General features: G+C 51.3%; 19 protein-coding genes. 7 read left to right on the top strand and 12 right to left on the bottom strand.

Annotated features, from left to right (window positions below; genetic code table 11):
* Positions 1-139: 139 nt before the first annotated feature.
* The 3 genes from H6F67_RS09460 to H6F67_RS09470 form a co-directional block, all read right to left on the bottom strand.
* Positions 140-697, bottom strand: a complete 558-nt coding sequence (locus tag H6F67_RS09460; protein ID WP_190765652.1) for a vitamin K epoxide reductase family protein — start codon at positions 695-697, stop codon at positions 140-142.
* An 86-nt stretch (positions 698-783) separates the two neighbouring features.
* Positions 784-1,686: an SAM-dependent methyltransferase gene (locus tag H6F67_RS09465; protein ID WP_190765654.1), complete on the bottom strand. Its 903-nt coding sequence runs from the start codon at positions 1,684-1,686 to the stop codon at positions 784-786.
* A 112-nt stretch (positions 1,687-1,798) separates the two neighbouring features.
* Positions 1,799-2,812 carry a phosphoribulokinase gene (locus H6F67_RS09470; protein ID WP_190765656.1) on the bottom strand — a complete coding sequence of 338 codons (1,014 nt, stop codon included), beginning with the start codon at positions 2,810-2,812 and terminating at the stop codon, positions 1,799-1,801.
* A 486-nt stretch (positions 2,813-3,298) separates the two neighbouring features.
* Between H6F67_RS09470 and petH the strand changes: the two genes are divergently transcribed.
* From petH to H6F67_RS09485, 3 genes are all read left to right on the top strand, one after another.
* Positions 3,299-4,555, top strand: a complete 1,257-nt coding sequence (gene petH / locus H6F67_RS09475) for a ferredoxin--NADP reductase (protein WP_190765657.1) — start codon at positions 3,299-3,301, stop codon at positions 4,553-4,555.
* A 178-nt stretch (positions 4,556-4,733) separates the two neighbouring features.
* Positions 4,734-5,048, top strand: a complete 315-nt coding sequence (locus H6F67_RS09480) for a hypothetical protein (protein ID WP_190765659.1) — start codon at positions 4,734-4,736, stop codon at positions 5,046-5,048.
* A 118-nt stretch (positions 5,049-5,166) separates the two neighbouring features.
* The gene (locus H6F67_RS09485) at positions 5,167-5,607 is read left to right on the top strand and encodes a retroviral-like aspartic protease family protein (RefSeq protein WP_242020572.1); all 441 of its coding nucleotides are present in this window, start codon (positions 5,167-5,169) and stop codon (positions 5,605-5,607) included.
* A gap of 58 nt (positions 5,608-5,665) precedes the next feature.
* Here the strand turns inward: H6F67_RS09485 and ftsH are convergent, their stop codons facing one another.
* Positions 5,666-7,486, bottom strand: a complete 1,821-nt coding sequence (gene ftsH, locus H6F67_RS09490) for an ATP-dependent zinc metalloprotease FtsH (protein WP_396797815.1) — start codon at positions 7,484-7,486, stop codon at positions 5,666-5,668.
* Positions 7,487-7,804: 318 nt separating this feature from the next.
* On the opposite strand from ftsH, the gene H6F67_RS09495 reads away from it, so the two are divergent.
* The gene (locus tag H6F67_RS09495) at positions 7,805-8,350 is read left to right on the top strand and encodes an NADPH-dependent FMN reductase (protein WP_190765663.1); all 546 of its coding nucleotides are present in this window, start codon (positions 7,805-7,807) and stop codon (positions 8,348-8,350) included.
* 105 nt (positions 8,351-8,455) lie between these two features.
* On the opposite strand, the gene truB is transcribed toward H6F67_RS09495, so the two are convergent.
* Positions 8,456-9,343, bottom strand: a complete 888-nt coding sequence (gene truB, locus H6F67_RS09500; protein WP_190765665.1) for a tRNA pseudouridine(55) synthase TruB — start codon at positions 9,341-9,343, stop codon at positions 8,456-8,458.
* A 50-nt stretch (positions 9,344-9,393) separates the two neighbouring features.
* Here truB and H6F67_RS09505 point away from each other — a divergent pair, with 50 nt between their 5' ends.
* Positions 9,394-9,870, top strand: coding sequence for a hypothetical protein (locus H6F67_RS09505; protein WP_190765667.1), 477 nt, complete (start codon positions 9,394-9,396; stop codon positions 9,868-9,870).
* Between the two features lie 11 nt (positions 9,871-9,881).
* Here the strand turns inward: H6F67_RS09505 and H6F67_RS09510 are convergent, their stop codons facing one another.
* The 5 genes from H6F67_RS09510 to H6F67_RS09530 all read right to left on the bottom strand — a co-directional run bounded on the left by H6F67_RS09510 (position 9,882) and on the right by H6F67_RS09530 (position 13,161).
* Positions 9,882-10,352 carry a tetratricopeptide repeat protein gene (locus tag H6F67_RS09510; protein WP_190765669.1) on the bottom strand — a complete coding sequence of 157 codons (471 nt, stop codon included), beginning with the start codon at positions 10,350-10,352 and terminating at the stop codon, positions 9,882-9,884.
* Between the two features lie 91 nt (positions 10,353-10,443).
* Positions 10,444-11,217 carry a sporulation protein gene (locus tag H6F67_RS09515; protein ID WP_190765671.1) on the bottom strand — a complete coding sequence of 258 codons (774 nt, stop codon included), beginning with the start codon at positions 11,215-11,217 and terminating at the stop codon, positions 10,444-10,446.
* A 97-nt stretch (positions 11,218-11,314) separates the two neighbouring features.
* Positions 11,315-11,605, bottom strand: a complete 291-nt coding sequence (locus H6F67_RS09520) for an AzlD domain-containing protein (protein WP_190765673.1) — start codon at positions 11,603-11,605, stop codon at positions 11,315-11,317.
* Positions 11,602-12,273, bottom strand: coding sequence for an AzlC family ABC transporter permease (locus tag H6F67_RS09525; RefSeq protein ID WP_190765675.1), 672 nt, complete (start codon positions 12,271-12,273; stop codon positions 11,602-11,604). The genes H6F67_RS09520 and H6F67_RS09525 overlap by 4 nt, the downstream gene beginning before the upstream one ends.
* A 45-nt stretch (positions 12,274-12,318) precedes the next feature.
* Positions 12,319-13,161 carry an AraC family transcriptional regulator gene (locus H6F67_RS09530; protein WP_190765676.1) on the bottom strand — a complete coding sequence of 281 codons (843 nt, stop codon included), beginning with the start codon at positions 13,159-13,161 and terminating at the stop codon, positions 12,319-12,321.
* A gap of 144 nt (positions 13,162-13,305) precedes the next feature.
* Between H6F67_RS09530 and H6F67_RS09535 the strand changes: the two genes are divergently transcribed.
* Positions 13,306-13,905, top strand: a complete 600-nt coding sequence (locus H6F67_RS09535; protein WP_190765677.1) for a Uma2 family endonuclease — start codon at positions 13,306-13,308, stop codon at positions 13,903-13,905.
* 4 nt (positions 13,906-13,909) lie between these two features.
* On the opposite strand, the gene H6F67_RS09540 is transcribed toward H6F67_RS09535, so the two are convergent.
* Positions 13,910-14,272: a metal-sensitive transcriptional regulator gene (locus tag H6F67_RS09540; protein WP_190765679.1), complete on the bottom strand. Its 363-nt coding sequence runs from the start codon at positions 14,270-14,272 to the stop codon at positions 13,910-13,912.
* Between the two features lie 170 nt (positions 14,273-14,442).
* On the opposite strand from H6F67_RS09540, the gene H6F67_RS09545 reads away from it, so the two are divergent.
* Entirely contained in the window at positions 14,443-15,588 is a 1,146-nt protein-coding gene (locus tag H6F67_RS09545; RefSeq protein ID WP_190765681.1) for an HhoA/HhoB/HtrA family serine endopeptidase, read from the top strand.
* 239 nt (positions 15,589-15,827) lie between these two features.
* Here H6F67_RS09545 and H6F67_RS09550 read toward each other — a convergent pair whose 3' ends face one another.
* Positions 15,828-16,460 (bottom strand): viroplasmin family protein, encoded by a 633-nt coding sequence (locus tag H6F67_RS09550; protein ID WP_190765683.1) that lies wholly within the window; start codon positions 16,458-16,460, stop codon positions 15,828-15,830.
* Positions 16,461-16,831 lie beyond the last annotated feature (371 nt).

A 16,831-nucleotide genomic window follows, 5' to 3' on the forward strand; every position in this document is an offset into this window, starting at 1 on the left:
CTGGAAAGTTTGCATTTTATCGTCCTGTTTTGAAAAATTTGATTGCGTTTCTGACAAGCGCTTGAAAACTGCTTTATCAAGCGTTACATCTTCCATTTAAAAAGAGTTTGCAAAAGGATAATCTATCTGCGGATGGTATTCAAGCAGCGCGATCGCTGCGTCGATCGATGGAACCCTGCGCGATCGAGGCCTCATCCTTTTGACCTAGCAGCGTCTTCACGGCGGTTGTCACTTCGGGCACAGCCAACCCTAAAGACACGATCGAGGCCAGCGTTGCCACCTGACAATATTCACAGAGCGCTTTGTTTTCGCTCCATTCTTCACGCGCCAGTTCCAGCGCCGTGACGACATCAAACGCAATTTTTGCGCCCATTGCGATCGGCACAAGCGGATTTTCCCGCGCCCGATTTTGTCCGCCCGTTGAGGCCAACCACGCCGTAATCCCATAGTTGATCGCCATCAGAGGACCATCCGGCGTATTCAACCGACTGTAAGCGTAATCCGAGGCATCGACGCGATCGCTGTCCACAAACGGAATCGGCAGATCCGGCAGTTCCTTGATGATCCCAGTTTGGTAGAGCGAGACGATTTGTCCCATCGTTGCGCCCAACATCGACAGGCCAATAATCCAACGACGGCGATCGAGGTCGGGCGATTCACCTTCGCGCAGTTCACGACTCAGTTGACTTGGTTCCATGAATTCTCCAGCAAAGTTTTAATGCTGCGATCGTTAATTTTTGTGCAGCCTGCTTTCATGTTCGAGAACCCATCGAGTGCAATCCCCTAGCCAAAGATAGAGTTCCCCGCAGTTTCGCTGTCTTCTGGCAATGCTCTCGCTGTCACCACGTACCACATGTTGCTGGGCAACGTGCGCCTGTGCAAAAATTTTTCTTCCAAATCGTTTTGTTGCAGAATTCTGATGTCTTGAAATCCTTTTGCTTCTAGCCATTCCTGCATTTCATCGGCATACATCCCAAATAAAAACGGCTCGCCAATCTCAGTCAGTCGATCGATGCTCGTCGCAATACCCGGAACTTGGTCATTCTTGAAGGTCATCAGAGGCGAACAGCAGTCAAATACCAAGACTGAATCAGGTGTCATGCAGGATCTAATAAAATCCAAAACTTGGGAAACACTTTCTTTTGGAAGATAATAACTAACACCTTGCCAAACATATGCAGTCGCGATCGCTTTATCAAACCCAAAGTTAGACAAATTGCTAAGATTATCGTGATTAAAATCAAGCGGAATGAGCGTCAATCGTGGAGGAAGATTTCCTAGTTTTTCAAGTAAATGTTTTTGTTTATCAGCGATCGTTTCTGGCAGATCTACTTCAAATGTCGCGATCTTTTCTCGTATAGCACCAATCCGAAAGAATCTTGTATCGTAGCCTGATCCCAACAGAAGAAGCTGTTTGCAGTTTGATTCGAGCGCTCGTTCAATTACTTCATCAACATACTTTTCTCTTAAAATCGTGTACCAATAAGCAATCTGCTGAAATCGTTCAGCATCGTTCGTTGGCTCGACGCTGAGATTCAAGCAATCTTCTTTTAGCGCCTGTACAACTGCATCATCAAAAAACCAGCCCACAAATTCATCTTGCAAAATTATTTCCGGCTGAAACTGATGAGCAAGCTTCATCAAAGCCGTGCCTTTGTTGGTTGATTTGCCTAAATTGAGGCTCATTTGTTCACCTAGATTCTGCTTGATGTCAACAGTTTAGCGAGGAACCAATTAGCTACGAAAAAAGCGCGATCGCTCTTTGGGCGATCGCGCTTTTCACAAGTTGAATTGAACCTTAGTTGCTTGCAGCCTTCGCAACCTGCTTCGCACCGCTTGCCACCAAACGCTCGTAAGTCGCTCGCATTTTCAGGCCGACCAGCACTTGGAACAAGCCGCTGCCATTCGTGGAACCGGGATAGTCGCGGTGTTTGAGCAGCAGTTCGGTCATTTCGCCGTGATAGCGGGCAGACGTGTTGCTCAGATGGCTTTCAACGTAGATCATTTCTTCGAGGCGATCGAACTGTCCGTCCACTTCCAAGATCGAGACGCTGTTGCCGTAGTAGGTGTCGGGGCCGTAGTACAGGCGGATGCCAGGATAGGAACAGGTGAGCTTGCGGCCACAGGGACGCCAATCGATCGTCGAGCCTTCATCAAACAGATAGACCGGATCGAAGCCTTCCACGCCGTCTTTTTGCACCAGTCGGACGCGGAGGATTTTGCGCTCTTTGTCGTCGGGGATCAGTTGCGTCGGCAGAATTTGAATGACCACATCGGCGTATTGCTTTTGCGGGTCGATGAACGCCTCAAAGTCGGGACGGCGCGAGTTGATCGAGGCGAGAACGTCTTCGTAGGTGTGGCCGCGTTCGGCCATGTCGCGCTGCACTTTCCAGGCGATTTTCACTTCGTCGTCAATGTCGAGATAGACGCTAAAGTCGAGCAGCGATCGCACTCGTTCGTCATACATCGGGTGCAGCCCTTCGATCACGACCACGCGATTGGGATACACTTTTTCGGGTGGGTCGATCATGCCCGTTTCGTGGTTGTAGATCGGCTTGTCGATGACGTTGCCTTCTTTGAGCGCTTTGATTTGCTCGTACATCAAATCAAAATTGTTCGCCTTGGGATTGAGGGCAGTCACGCCCACTTCCTTGCGCTGCTTGCGATCCAGGGTGTGGTAGTCGTCCAGGCAAATCACTGTCATGAACTCTTCACCGAACAGATCCGCTAGGCGGCGCAAAAACGTTGATTTGCCGCAGCCGGAATCTCCGGCGACACCGATCACAACCACACGATCTGGCTTACTGGTCATAAGGCTTCCTTTTGCGAAATAAACCGATTTAACCCAAGGATGTAAACAAACAAGTTACCTTCACAAGGTCGCCTCGCAAACTGCTCGAACAACCCAACCAAGGTCAACACCCGATCCGCTGCGATCGAATCGAGTAAGTATTTAGTACTATCCGCTCATCCTACCAGAAGCCGATCGACTCTACAAGCCTTGTCTCCTGTGAATTTGCGGTCTGTATTTAATAATGTAAAGCGATCGGGGATCAAAAAGATCCTGAAAATTGCAGGATTTAGCACATTCGTTTTGGGAATTGCTCGCTAGGGTGATAGGAAGAGGCTGGATTTTACCATCCTCACTGGTCGCATGAGCTATCAATCACGTGGCAATGCTACGCTAATACAGACAAGTTTGCGCTGCACATCATCATTTGCCTTCGTGCAGGTGGGGCGATCGCAGCAAAAAGCTTCAATGACAGTGGTGAATTGGTTTAGGAAGTATTAACGAGCAATGGACAATCCAAGCGTTGTGGGCGGCGCTGCTAGCCCAATTTCAGAAAGTCGGCTTTTCGTCTACGAGATCGAAGGTCTCCGGCAAAACGAAGAAACCGACAAAATGGACTACTCGATTCGGCGCAGCGGCAGCGTGTTTATTACGGTGCCTTATTCGCGCATGAATCAGGAAATGCAGCGAATCACGCGCATGGGCGGTCGCATTGTCAGTATTCGCCCTGTGACGGCTGATAGCATTGCCAACGGAAACGGCTCAGCGACTGCCCAACCAGAGCAAGCGAAGCCAGCAGCACCCATGACTCAAGCACAAGACGCACAAGCACAAACGCCAGCTCAAGCCCCCGCGCCTGAGAAGAAAAAGAAAGAAAAAGCTGACGTTCCCGTCAATACTTACCGTCCAAATGCACCGTTTATTGGCAAATGCCTATCCAACGAGGAACTCGTGGGTGAAGGCGGAATCGGAACGGTTCGCCACTTGATTTTTGACCTGGAAGGCAGCAACCTTACATACGTTGAAGGTCAAAGTATCGGCATCATTCCCGAAGGAACCGACGACAAAGGCAAGCCGCACAAGCTGAGATTGTATTCGATCGCTTCGACTCGACATGGCGATCGCGTCGATGACAAAACCGTTTCGCTCTGCGTCCGCCAGCTTGAATACAAGCATCCGCAAACCGGAGAAATCGTCTACGGCGTTTGCTCCACCTATCTCTGCCACCTCGAACCGGGCGCAGACGTGAAAATCACGGGTCCCGTTGGTAAGGAAATGCTTCTGCCCGCCGATCCCGAAGCCAACGTGATCATGATGGCAACTGGAACCGGAATCGCCCCGATGCGAGCCTACCTGTGGCGGCAGTTCAAAGACAATGAAAGAGCCGCCAACCCGGACTACCAGTTCAAAGGCTTCTCGTGGCTGATCTTCGGCATCCCAACCAGTCCGAACATCCTCTACAAAGAAGAACTTGAAGAAATCCAGGCCAAATACCCGGACAACTTCCGCCTCACGTATGCGATCAGCCGCGAACAGCAAAACGCCAAGGGCGGACGGATGTACATTCAAGACCGTGTGGCCGAACACGCTGATGAACTCTGGAAGCTCGTCCAAAACGAGAAAACCCACACCTACATCTGCGGTCTCAAAGGTATGGAAGACGGCATCGACGCCGCCATGACCGAAGCCGCCGCCAAAGATGGCGTCGTGTGGAAAGACTTCCAGAAATCGATTCGCGAACGCTGGCACGTGGAAACGTACTAAATAAAGCGATCGAACCCACTCAAAACCCCAGCGCGATCGATCGGATTTCGCTGGGGTTTTTGCTGACTAATAAACTTAAAGAATAATTAATGAATTATTCTCAGTTGACTCGATCAACTGAACTTGTTAAATTCAATTAAGAGCAAGTATAATTTCGTATCAACCAAAATAGGTGAGTATGGCAACTGGTAAAAAAGAGGCGTTTGATAATTGGCTTAAGTCTGTTTTCAGCCAGATCAAAGGACGATATGGACATTTAGATTTACGGTTAGAAGTAACAGCATTAGAGAAAAAACACTGGTATCAGCTTTGGCGAATCTTTGAAGAAAACGTTGAGAATCCTTCGGGCGGGTCTAAGGAACTACTAATATCATTGGACGAAGCATACAACTTGGCAGAGACAGTAATTCTTAATGCTCACAACACAAATACTAGTGAACTTGAATATGAATTAGTGATGGATCATTATCTTCATTCTGGCAAATATAATTAGTTTTAACTAAATTTAGAACGAGCAATGCTTTTCTGATTCGATTGCCTCACTTCAAAACTCGATCGCCCTTCCTCACAAAGACGACAATAGAAACAGCGAGCTTGAGGGAATACTGGCGATGTTGAAGCGCGATCGAGACAAAATGGGCAAAGTTGTAACGACGATTACGGTGACAAATTTGGTGGATGAAACGCTGGCGGAGCGGGGTTTTATTCAGCCGGAAGAAGTGCGATCGCTCACGTTGACAGACGTGATTGTGGATACGGGTGCAACGATGCTTTGTTTGCCTGCCAGCGTGATCAGTCAGTTGGGGTTGAAGCAGTTGGGCGTGATTGGAACAAAGACAGCCATTGGGAAAGGGACAGCGCGAATTTTTAAGGGTGTCACCTTGCGGGTTGAAGGACGAGAAGGTACGTTTGACTGTATTGAACTGCCGGATGGAGTCGAAGCATTGTTGGGCGTGATTCCGCAGGAGCAGCTTGGATTGGAGCCGGATTTGCAAAATCAGCGGTTGCGAGTTTTGCCGAACACGCCCAAAGATTCTTACATTTACGTTTGAGCGATCGCCCCTTAAGAAAAGGCGATCGCTCTGTTTACATCAGGCCAAACAAAACGCCTTATTTGGCGGCAAGCTGATCCTCAGGGATTTGCGTGTATTCCGCAACGATTTTGCGGAACTGGTCGCCCTCGATCGTTTCTTGGTCAATCAGCAGATCGACCAGTCGATCGACCAGTGCCCGATTTTCGCGAATGATGCGGCGAGCTTCGCCAAAGCAGCGGAAGACGATTTCGCGAATCTGGCGATCGATTTGTGTCGCCATTTCTTCCGAGTATTCGGCTCCCTGCGGCATAAAGTCACGTCCGATAAACAGTTCGTTGTTGCCGCTTTCCAAGGCGACAGGTCCCAAATCGGACATGCCGTAGCGCGTCACCATTCGCCGCGCCAAATCCGCGACCGTGCGAATGTCGCTCATTGCGCCCAGCGTCACCTCATCGTGGCCGAAGATTTCCTCTTCAGCGGCGCGACCGCCCAAGGCGATCGTGATGAAGTCCAAAATCTCCGATCGACTTTCAATATTGATGTCGTCATCGCTCGGCACAGGTTTGGCAAAGCCGCCCACGCCGCCCGATCGCGGAATAATCGTCACCTTGTCCAGCGGGTCGCTGTGCGGCAAAACGGTCATCAGCAGCGCGTGGCCGATCTCGTGATAGGCCGTCAGGCGCTTTTTCTTGCTGTCGAGCAGCGGCGTCAGCTTCAGGCCGATCGTGATCCGATCGATCGCGTCGTCGATTTCCAGCGGCGTCACTTCTTCTTTGCGACGACGAGCCGTCAGAATCGCGGCTTCGTTCAGCATATTTGCCAAGTCCGCCCCTGAAAATCCCGGTGTGCGCTGGGCGATCGCTTCGAGTGACACTTCTGGAGCCATCTTTTTGTTGCGGGCGTGGACTTGCAGAATACCCAACCGTCCCCGGTAGCTCGGCAGGTCTACCGTCACTTGGCGATCGAAACGACCCGGACGCAACAGCGCAGAGTCGAGCACGTCCGGGCGGTTCGTCGCCGCGATGATGATGATGCCCGTGTTGCCCTCGAAGCCGTCCATCTCGGTCAAGAGCTGGTTCAACGTCTGCTCGCGCTCGTCGTTGCCGCCGCCGATGCCTGCGCCACGTTGACGACCCACCGCATCAATTTCATCGATGAAGATGATGCAGGGCGCGTTCTCTTTCGCCTTCTTGAACAAGTCGCGGACGCGAGATGCACCCACGCCGACGAACATTTCGACAAATTCGGAACCGCTAATCGAGAAGAACGGAACTCCGGCTTCTCCGGCGATCGCTTTGGCGAGCAGGGTTTTCCCGGTTCCCGGCGGGCCAACTAGCAGCACACCTTTGGGAATCTTGGCGCCGACAGCGGTGAAGCGTTCGGGTTTTTTGAGGAACGTGACGACTTCTTGCAGTTCTTCTTTGGCTTCTTCGATTCCGGCTACGTCATCGAACATCACGCCCGTTTTGGCTTCCATTGAAAAGCGAGCGCGGGATTTACCAAAGCTCATCGCCTGACCGGAACCCGCAGTCGATCGCCGCAGCAGCAGCAGCAAGCCCATGATCAAGATGAAGGCCAAAAGCGCGTGAGTGAGCAGCGAGGTGACAATGCTGGTGTCTGCCGATCGCTGCACTTCAAGCTCAACGTTGTTTTCCCGCGCCACTTCGATCAGTTCGTCGTTGTTCGTCGTGAACAGCGTTACTTCTTTAGGCGGAGCGGATTCGGGCTGATTGTCAAGCTGGACTTGAGCGACGTTGCGCGTTGGGTCTACTTGAATGCGGCGGACTTGGCCTGCTTCGACTCGTTCGATCAAGTCGCTGTAGCTCAGCGTATTTTGATTTTGGTTGGGCTGTTGCGCCAGGGCAGCAGGCGGAACTAGCACGGTTTGCAGCATCATCCAGGCGATCGTGGCCGTGCCTGTTGCAGCCTGCACAAACGGCAAGCGACGCGGCTTGGCATCAGGGCGGATCGCATGATTCTTCAACTGCTTGGTCATTTCGTCGCTCCAGCTTTCCAATCAATGACTGCACAAAACGGCGATTTTGATTCGCCCTGCTTTCACTAGTTTAACTTCCGAATTCGCCTGCTGTCTGATGGATTGCCCACAGCGCCGAAAACGAAGTCATAACGATTATGAATTATGCTATAGTAAAGAAAAATAAAGATTGTCTTTAGATTTAGCTTGGCTAAACAACTTCAATGGGAGGCTCGTTCAATGGTTAGATTTATGGCGATCGGTGGCAGCTTACGACCTGATTCCTACACCTATCTTGCGTTGCAGGCCGCCGCGCAGCGGGTAGAAGCGTTGGGAGCAGAAGTTGAAATTTTAGATTTGCGATCGATGAATCTGCCGTTTTGCGATGGTGGCGATGATTATTCGGATTACCCGGATGTCGAGCGGCTTCAGCGATCGGTGCGCGAAGCAGACGGCCTAATTTTGGCAACGCCCGAGTATCACGGCAGCATCAGCGGCGTCCTCAAAAATGCGCTCGACCTGATGAGCTTTGAGGAACTGTCGGGTAAAGTGGCCGGAGCAATTAGCGTTTTGGGCGGACAGTCCAACAGCAATGCACTCAATGATTTGCGCGTGATTTTGCGATGGGTTCACGCCTGGGTAATTCCTGAACAGGTGGCGATTGGTCAAGCTTGGCAGGCGTTTGAAGCTGATGGCAAGCTCAAGGATCAAAAGCTTTCGCAGCGATTTGACCAGTTCGCGCAAAGCTTGGTGGAGAATACCCGCAAGCTGAGAAATGTTGCATAGCTTGCGGAATCGCGATCGGCTAGCGCCCAGTTGTTCTCAAGTGATTTGTAATTTCAGCACCAGTCAGTTCACTGAGAATTGCTGGTGCTTTTTCTATTTCTGTGTTCATTCTACTGCACTCAAAACGACCTGTTGACGCAGCAGCCAGCCATTTTCAGTGGCGATCGTCTTCGCAATTCCCAGCAATTTACCCGCTTCATCTTCAACACGACACAAATCGATCGCTTGACGATACGGAGTTTTTTGACCTTGACACCAGCGCTTCGCTGTTTGTGCATCTAGCGTCACGATCGGTAAATGATTGAGTGCAACATCAGGCGAAATCGGCTGCCAAATATTTCGCGCAATGCGATCGCTCAATTCTTCTAGCGTCAAACTGTCAGCTAAATCAAAGCCGCTGCTGCGAGTGCGAATCAGAGCGGCTAAGGTTCCGCCCGTGCCGAGCAAATCACCGAGATCGCGGGCGATCGATCGAATGTAGGTTCCGGCACCACAGGCAATATCCACTTCCAGTTCCGGAAAATCACCGGGACGCCAAGCTTGGATTTCGATCGCATCAATTCGCACCGTCCGAACCGGAACTTCAACTTCCAAGCCCGATCGCGCCAAATCGTACAGCCGCTTACCCTGCACCTGAATCGCGCTGTAGCGCGGCGGAATTTGCGCGATCGACCCTGAAAACTGCGGGATCAGCGCTTCCACACTGGCGCGATCGAGATTGGGCACGGCGGCTTGATGCAGCACTTCTCCTTCGAGATCGTCAGTCGTCGTGACGATGCCAAAGCGAATCGTGGCGCGATATGCCTTGTCCGACTGGAGAAACTGAAGCAGGCGCGTGGCGTTGCCAATGGCGATCGGCAATACGCCAGTGGCGGCAGGATCGAGCGTGCCCGCATGTCCCACGCGCTTGAGCTTGAGCAGTCGCCGCACTCGCGCCACGCAGTCATGAGACGTAAAGCCAGCGGGTTTGTTGAGGTTGAGAAATCCTTGCACGGTCGGGGATCGGTGAGAAGATAAAAAGTTGTAGCTGAAAGGAATCGGGTATGGTGCGGGCGATCGCGTTTTCTTGGCGGCAGGCTTGGCGGCAAACGATCGGCATGATCATCGCTCTGCTGCTGGCCGGACTGCTGACGGCCTGTGGCGGCGATCGTCCTCCCCAAAGCGCGATCGAACAGGCGCTTCAGCTTCAGGTGGATCAAACGCAGCAGCAGCTTCGCCAGCAGTTTCGCAGCGTGGATTCGGTGGCGACGGTCGAGCGTGTCAAGGTGAAAAAGCAGCAGTCGCAGGCGATCGAGTCTGTCAAAGGCTACCGCATTGAAGGCACTTACAGCCTATCGATCGCGAAGCGCTCCCGGAACGGTATCAATTCTCCTCAGCAGCACATCACCCGCCGCCAAAACCCCTTTGAACTCTACCTCCAGCAAACCGACGAAGAAACCTGGAGCCTTGCCCGTCCGCTTGCAGATGGTCACTGGAAAATTTATCCGCTTGCGATCGAACCGTCCACACCCGACACCTAATTTGCGATTCCCTAACTCAACTTCGCCGTACATTCTAAAATCAACCGCTGATTGACGATCGCATAGGGCTGTACCTCTAGGGCGCGACGAAAGGCGCGAATTGCTTCTCCATATTCACCTAAAGCCGCATGACACAAGCCCAGCCCGTGCAGTGCGCCGAAGTGGTAGGGAATCTGCTCGATGACTCGTTCGCAATCTTGCAGCGATCGCCGATAGTTGCCCTGCACATAGTGGAGGACAGCGCGACGATTCCAGGCTTCCGCAAAATCCGGCTGGTCGGTAATAATTTCGGTCAACAGTGCTTCAGCCGCCTGCACGTGACCCGCTTGCAGCAGCGTTTGACTGCGCTCTAGCAAGGCCAAACCGTATGCGCCTTTTTGCTGAAACCAAATGCGCCACAGTTCCCCGGTAGCTCGATCGCGCACGGCGGCATCCGAGTGTTTCAAATCTTCTAAGAGCGGTTCGATCGCAGTGTGATCCATACAGCGGTTTTTGTGATCGCGTCTGAATCTATTGTGGGCTGATTTGCCAATCAGTGGGGGGCGATCGAACCTGCTTTTCGATCGAATTGATCTAGCGTAAATGCTTTTGCAGCACCCTTTCAATTTCATTCGCCAGGTGACGAACAGACTGATTCAAATCGGTCAAATTGACGTAAAGGCGATCGTAAGATTCATCCATATCAAATGCTTCATTCAGCCAGCCAGCGAAATTATTGGCGCGGCGATCGATCTCTAGATAAACGACAAGCTGTCGCGCCTCCAGTGCAAAAATTACTTCTAGCTCATCAAGCTGTCGCTGATATTTTCCATAGGATTTGAACTCTAGCTCTTGCACAAACGGGTAGCCTTTGCCAAGGCGCGGATGATACTCGCAGTCGGATTTGTACAGTTGAAAGCCGAGTAAATCGAGTGCATCAAAAACCTGTCGCATCAGCGGATGCGGCTGTATGGCAATCGCGTCCCAATCTTTCGGATCAAGCGCTAGAGGAATGTCTAATCCTGTGCGAATGTAGACTTCTTGGCCTGCGATCGTTAATGGTGTTTGTCGAGGGATAGGAAGGGCGATCGAAAAAACTTTTTGTTCACGCGGCTGAATTGTGAAGCTTTCATTCAGTTGATGCTTTAGCAAAACGCACCGCTCGTAGTAGGTTGAGTCGCCGCGTTCACGCTTGTATTTAGTTGCAAGCTGCAAATAAATCTTCTCAATTTCTTGAGTAACATCACCGCCCGTCACATAAACTTCTCCTGACAATATTTCACCTGGAACTGCCGCCTCAACCAAACAGGTATCAACAGTTGCAGCGCCAATTCCAACACTTGCCAGCAGCTTTTTGAAGGTAGACATAATTCAGATTGCTTGAGTTGTGAATGCAATCTACAGCCTGTCAAACTTCGATTGCGGAAACTACAAATGCTTTTATTCCTCCATTCCTGCTAGCAAATCACGCCAAGAGTCCGTAAACTACACAGCCGATCGCAATGCAAACAATCAGCGGTAATTTGCGCCAGCTTGTCAAAATGACGGCCAAACTCGCGGCGATCGCTGCAACTAAACTGGCTGAATTCGTTGTAAAGCCGCCCAAACTGCTCACGGTAATGACGAGGATTACGGCAAACGGCAACTCTTCTAGCCAGCGACCCTGCACGAGTTTTGGATTCACCCAAACGCCCGCGCTTCGCATCAAATAAGTGCCAATTCCAGACAAAGCAATGATCCACCAAATATTCATCATTCTTCTCCACTTGCAAGACGAGGAAAACAGCAGGCGATCGCCGTCACGCTCAAAATTGCAAGTAGAATTCCGGTCGAGCCGAGCGATCGCAACATCAGCGTTAAAGCAATTCCAGCAAACAGAATAATACTCATTTCTCGTCGCCATCGCTGCCGCAAATTGCTCACCAGCAAATACAAAAACAATCCTGGCAAAGCAAACTGAAACCATTGCTCCGGCAGAAATAGACCGATCTGAGCGCCAACCCAAGTACCGATTACCCAAGAAGACCAGCAGCCGATGTGCATTCCGATGTAAAACCAAAACGATCGCAATTCATCTGTCATCTCAAGCGCAAAAGTTTCGTCAATCAGGCCATGCGCGAGCAGCCATCTTTGCCCGGTTGAAAAGTGCTGATAGTTGCGATGCACGGCAGCAAAGCTCATGGGAATATGTCGCAGATTAATAATCAAAACGGTCAGCACAATACTGAACCAAGGTAAGTTTTGTTTGACCGCTTCGATCGCCGCAAACTGTGAAGCACCCGCGTACAATCCCATCGACATGCCAACCGTTGCCCACAGCGACAAGCCTGCCTGCACTGACAACGCACCAAAGCTCATGGCGATCGGCAAAAATCCTGCCACCACACCTAACACGTGCCGATAGCCGCGCCAAAATTCCTGCATTCTCGTTTCCAACTCGATCGAACTTCAGGTTAGGCGCGATCGAGTTCACGGATCTTGAACAAAATTGCCCTGTCGATATTGCCCTGGCGTCACGCCCAACATCCGCTTAAACAGACGATGCAGATGACTTTGATCGGCAAAACCCGTCGTTTGAGCGACGATCGCAGCCGATTCACCCTGAGCAAGCAGCCGACGCGCCTGATGCAAACGGACTTGATTTTGATAGCCGTGCGGCGGCAATCCAACCTGTTTCCGAAAAGCCCGAATCAAATAAAACGGGCTGAGATTTGCAATTCGAGAAAGCTGCTCTAATGAGATTGATTCAGCATAGTGAGCATCGAGATAATCGCGCACCAACTGAATCGATCGCCCCGCCGATCGCACACCAGGAACCGCTGGTCGATCGCCCGCATATCGAGTAATCAACTGCGCCATTGTCCACAATAATCGTGAATCTTGCTCTAGCTGATTTTCGCCTTCGAGCGATCGATGCAGCTTCAAAATTTGTTCGGCTAAAAGTCGATCTTCTAACACCGCAACCGGAAAATATGGCAGGTTTCGCTTGCCCAATTCGATCGCCGTTTGCTCTAACAAGCTCACATCCGGATACAGCATTCGGTAAGTCCAACCTGAGCCATCAACGGCATGGCCTGTATGCACTTCACCCGGATTGATCACGGCAATGCTGCCTGCGGGCGCAACGTGATATTCGCCACGATAGGTAAAGGCTTCCGCACCCGATTGAATCACGCCGATCGCATAGGTGTCGTGAATATGGCGATCGAAACTGTGCGTAATAAAGTGAGCGTGAAGTAAGTCAATATTGCTGGGCGATCGATCGATTTCCCGATACGCAAATCGCCAAAATTTCACCTGTTCCTGCACCATAGTGGCTCACTGTAACAGCCCATCATTGCATTACAGCACAACATCACTGAAGACTGCACCAAGTAGGCGAATTATTTTGTATCGATCGCTTCTCCTGCATGGCACTAGCGATAAACTGAAATTACACGCTTAGCCTCAGCAATTATGACTGCCTACACAATCAGTTTGGAACCAGTCATCCATCTAACCGATGAGCAGTTTTACCAGCTTTGTCGGGCAAATCCTGATGTGAAATTTGAGCGGAATGCAAAAAGAGAACTGCTGATCATGCCTCCGACAGGTGGAGAAACTGGAAACCGTAATTTTGAAATTGGCATTGATTTCGGAATTTGGAATCGCCAAACTCAACTAGGTAAATTATTTGATTCTTCTACCTGTTTTAAGCTGCCAAATGGCGCAAATCGATCGCCCGATGTTGCCTGGATTGCAATCGATACCGTTCCGGGAGCGCTTCGCGATCGCTGGAATTCCCTCAGCCGTGAACAGCAGCGTAAATTTCCACCAATCGCACCTGATTTTGTCTTAGAGTTACTGTCGCCAACAGATAGCTTGAAAGAAATTCAGGCAAAGATGCAGGAATATTTAGAGAATGGGGTGCGATTGGGCTGGCTGATCGATCGAGACAACCGCACCGTTGAAATTTATCGAATCGATCGACCAGTTGAAACACTAACCGAGCCAAAACAGCTTTTTGGAGAAGATGTCTTGCCAGAATTTGTATTAGAAATGCAAGAGGTTTGGTGAATCGTTAAGGCAAAAATCGATCGAGCGCAGCTTTGAGTTCTTCAATTTCGCTTTCGATGTTGCCTTCTTTGGCAGCGCGAGCGATGCACTCAGTCAGGTGTTCGTCGAGAATCATGCGCGAAACGCGATCGAGTGCGCCCCGGACGGCAGCAATTTGCACCAGCACATCCGGGCAGGGGCGGCTTTCTTGCACCATCACTTTGATGCCGCGAATGTGGCCTTCGATGCGCGACAGGCGATTCACGATGCGGCGCAGCGATTCCTCGCTATGCACATGCGGATGCGTCGCTTCGTCGTGTTGATGCTCAGCGGGAAGCGGTTCGGCGGAAGTAAGTCGGGTCGAGTGTGGTAACTCGGAAGCTGCCATGTGAATCAAGTTGCGGATCTTTTCGATTCTAGCGAAAGATCGGCCTTTCCTCGGAATTGCGCCAATCCAGCGATCGCCTTGGTTAAAATCGAACTACAGGCAGCAAAGCCTTCGCGCTGCGGAGGCAAAATTTGGCCTGAGTTGCGAAATGCGTGGAGGTTGGCGATCGAATGAATCGTTTACAGAAGTGGCTAGCAGCTTGCATTCTCGTTTTGCTGCTGATGTTGAATCCGTTGGAAGCTGGGGCAGCGCCGATCGTGGCACAAGCACCCGCAGCGGCAAGCAGTTCCCGAAGTTTTGTGGCGGCGGCGGTCGATCGCATTGGTCTAGCGGTCGTGCGGATTGACACCGAGCGCACGATTACCCGCTCTCCTGACCCGTTCATGAGCGATCCGTTTTTCCGCCGCTTCTTTGGCGATGGCGGCTATGGCGTGATTCCTCCGGGAGGTGAGGAGCGCCTGCGTGGACAAGGATCGGGCTTCATCATCGACAGCAGCGGCGTCATTCTCACTAATGCTCACGTCGTTGACAATGCCGATCGCGTCACCGTCCGCCTCAAGGACGGTCGCACCTTTGACGGTGAAGTGCGCGGCGTGGATGAAGTCACCGACATGGCCGTTGTCAAGATCAACACGGGCGAAACCCTGCCCGTCGCGAGTTTGGGCGATTCCGATCAGGTGCAGGTTGGAGACTGGGCGATCGCCGTCGGCAATCCTTTGGGACTCGACAATACGGTGACGCTGGGAATCGTCAGTACACTGAATCGATCGAGCGCTCTGGTCGGCATTCCCGATAAGCGATTGGAGTTCATCCAAACGGACGCCGCGATTAATCCGGGCAACTCCGGTGGCCCCCTGCTGAACGCGCAGGGCGAAGTAATCGGCATCAACACGGCGATTCGGGCGAATGCGGCAGGAATTGGCTTTGCAATTCCAATCAACAAAGCCAAAGAAATTACGCCACAGCTTGCCAGAGGCGAACGAATCGCGCATCCTTACCTGGGTGTGCAGATCGCCACGCTGACGCCGGAACTCGCGAAGCAGAATAACGACAATCCGAACGCGACTGTTATTCTGCCGGAAGTCAATGGCGTGCTAGTGGTGGGCGTTGTGCCCAATTCACCTGCGGCCAGCGCGGGCATTCGGCGCGGCGACGTGATTACGGCGATCGACAATCAGCCGATCACCGCTTCCGAACAGCTTCAAGACATGGTGGAGCGCAGCGGCCTCAACAGCAACTTGCGGCTGACCGTGCGACGAGGCGATCGCACTCAGCAAATCTCGGTTCGCACTGCGGAACTTCAACCAGAACCCTAGGCAGTGTCTTAAAAGGCAGTGATCCTCCCCAACCCTCCTTGCTAAGGAGGGTGCCGAACTACCCTCTCAAAGTCCCCTTGTTAAGGGGGATTTGGGGGGATCGATTCCCTACGGACAGCGCTTCGCAATTGCACGCGATCTGCTCTTTCTAGAGCTTTGAAAACACGCCTTCATGGATGAGGAAGATCGCCTGATTGACGTTGCTCGATCGGGCGATCGATCCTTGCTGAAATCAGAAATTATTTGCGGCCAAAATCGGCGGGAATTTCTCCCCAAATTTTAGTTTCCCACTTCAAAATCGGATTGGAATATTCGTTTTTTTCTAGCCAGTCTAATGCGCGATCGACCAGACTAAAAATTTCTGCCGTTGACGAATTTCGTGGCAGCGTCGTTCGCACTTTCTTATTTTTCACCCAAAGCATTGCTGTTTCTGAATCGGAGTAAATTGGTGTGTCTTCGCCTTGGTTTTGTAGATAGGCTAGCGCGTGGACGATCGCCAAAAATTCCCCCAAATTATTTGTTCCCTGCGAAATGAGCTTGTGAAAGATCACGTCGCGGGTTGTCGTGTGAACGCCTTGATATTCAACCACGCCAGGATTTCCTGAACAGGCGGCATCGACGCAAATGCTGTCCGAAATGAATTCGCGATCGAGCAGGTGTTTTTCTGCTGGTTTTCGCTGGCTTTTCTCGCTCTGCGAGAATCCACCATTTTGCTCTGCCAGCTTCAGCGCTGTCTCTGCTTCTGCTCGCGTATTAAAAGACTTATAAATTGCACCGCTAAATCCTTTTACTTGCCGTTCACAACTACTCCAGCTTGTAAAAATTCCGGTTTGCCTACCTTTCATGACGGCATAGTATTTTGCTTTTGGCATTTTCTTCTACACAAATTTATTCACAGATGATTGCTGCAATTGAGGCGCATTGAAATTCGATCGATCGCTTCCTAGCCGAAAGCATCATCGACATCAAATGATCTGGTTTAGACTAACACCGTGAGCCGCTTTTTTGGTGAATCACTCGCCCGCTTAGGCGGCAGCAGCGCGACTGGATTGGACGATCGAGCCAAGAAAAGGCGTGGCGCTGGTTCACCGTGACGAACAATCGCTCATAAGTCAAGCCCCATTTCCCAAGCAAACCTGCTTATCACCATCAGTAGAACTTCTGATTTCCGGTGCGTCTGTCGCTCACAGGCAGCGATATACTAGGCATGGAGCAAGCCTCAACTTTTCTTAAGGAAGTTTTG

This window comes from Microcoleus sp. FACHB-1515, from assembly GCF_014696105.1.
Taxonomy (GTDB): Bacteria; Cyanobacteriota; Cyanobacteriia; order Elainellales; family Elainellaceae; genus JAAUTJ01.

What these genes read in the sequence shown, in the direction of transcription:
- H6F67_RS09460 (WP_190765652.1), bottom strand. Translation starts at nt 697, where the DNA reads ATGGAACCAAGTCAACTGAGTCGTGAACTGCGCGAAGGTGAATCGCCC.
- H6F67_RS09465 (WP_190765654.1), bottom strand. Translation starts at nt 1,686, where the DNA reads ATGAGCCTCAATTTAGGCAAATCAACCAACAAAGGCACGGCTTTGATG.
- H6F67_RS09470 (WP_190765656.1), bottom strand. Translation starts at nt 2,812, where the DNA reads ATGACCAGTAAGCCAGATCGTGTGGTTGTGATCGGTGTCGCCGGAGAT.
- petH (WP_190765657.1), top strand. Translation starts at nt 3,299, where the DNA reads ATGGACAATCCAAGCGTTGTGGGCGGCGCTGCTAGCCCAATTTCAGAA.
- H6F67_RS09480 (WP_190765659.1), top strand. Translation starts at nt 4,734, where the DNA reads ATGGCAACTGGTAAAAAAGAGGCGTTTGATAATTGGCTTAAGTCTGTT.
- H6F67_RS09485 (WP_242020572.1), top strand. Translation starts at nt 5,167, where the DNA reads ATGTTGAAGCGCGATCGAGACAAAATGGGCAAAGTTGTAACGACGATT.
- ftsH (WP_396797815.1), bottom strand. Translation starts at nt 7,486, where the DNA reads ATGATGCTGCAAACCGTGCTAGTTCCGCCTGCTGCCCTGGCGCAACAG.
- H6F67_RS09495 (WP_190765663.1), top strand. Translation starts at nt 7,805, where the DNA reads ATGGTTAGATTTATGGCGATCGGTGGCAGCTTACGACCTGATTCCTAC.
- H6F67_RS09505 (WP_190765667.1), top strand. Translation starts at nt 9,394, where the DNA reads ATGGTGCGGGCGATCGCGTTTTCTTGGCGGCAGGCTTGGCGGCAAACG.
- H6F67_RS09510 (WP_190765669.1), bottom strand. Translation starts at nt 10,352, where the DNA reads ATGGATCACACTGCGATCGAACCGCTCTTAGAAGATTTGAAACACTCG.
- H6F67_RS09515 (WP_190765671.1), bottom strand. Translation starts at nt 11,217, where the DNA reads ATGTCTACCTTCAAAAAGCTGCTGGCAAGTGTTGGAATTGGCGCTGCA.
- H6F67_RS09520 (WP_190765673.1), bottom strand. Translation starts at nt 11,605, where the DNA reads ATGATGAATATTTGGTGGATCATTGCTTTGTCTGGAATTGGCACTTAT.
- H6F67_RS09525 (WP_190765675.1), bottom strand. Translation starts at nt 12,273, where the DNA reads ATGCAGGAATTTTGGCGCGGCTATCGGCACGTGTTAGGTGTGGTGGCA.
- H6F67_RS09530 (WP_190765676.1), bottom strand. Translation starts at nt 13,161, where the DNA reads ATGGTGCAGGAACAGGTGAAATTTTGGCGATTTGCGTATCGGGAAATC.
- H6F67_RS09535 (WP_190765677.1), top strand. Translation starts at nt 13,306, where the DNA reads ATGACTGCCTACACAATCAGTTTGGAACCAGTCATCCATCTAACCGAT.
- H6F67_RS09540 (WP_190765679.1), bottom strand. Translation starts at nt 14,272, where the DNA reads ATGGCAGCTTCCGAGTTACCACACTCGACCCGACTTACTTCCGCCGAA.
- H6F67_RS09545 (WP_190765681.1), top strand. Translation starts at nt 14,443, where the DNA reads ATGAATCGTTTACAGAAGTGGCTAGCAGCTTGCATTCTCGTTTTGCTG.
- H6F67_RS09550 (WP_190765683.1), bottom strand. Translation starts at nt 16,460, where the DNA reads ATGCCAAAAGCAAAATACTATGCCGTCATGAAAGGTAGGCAAACCGGA.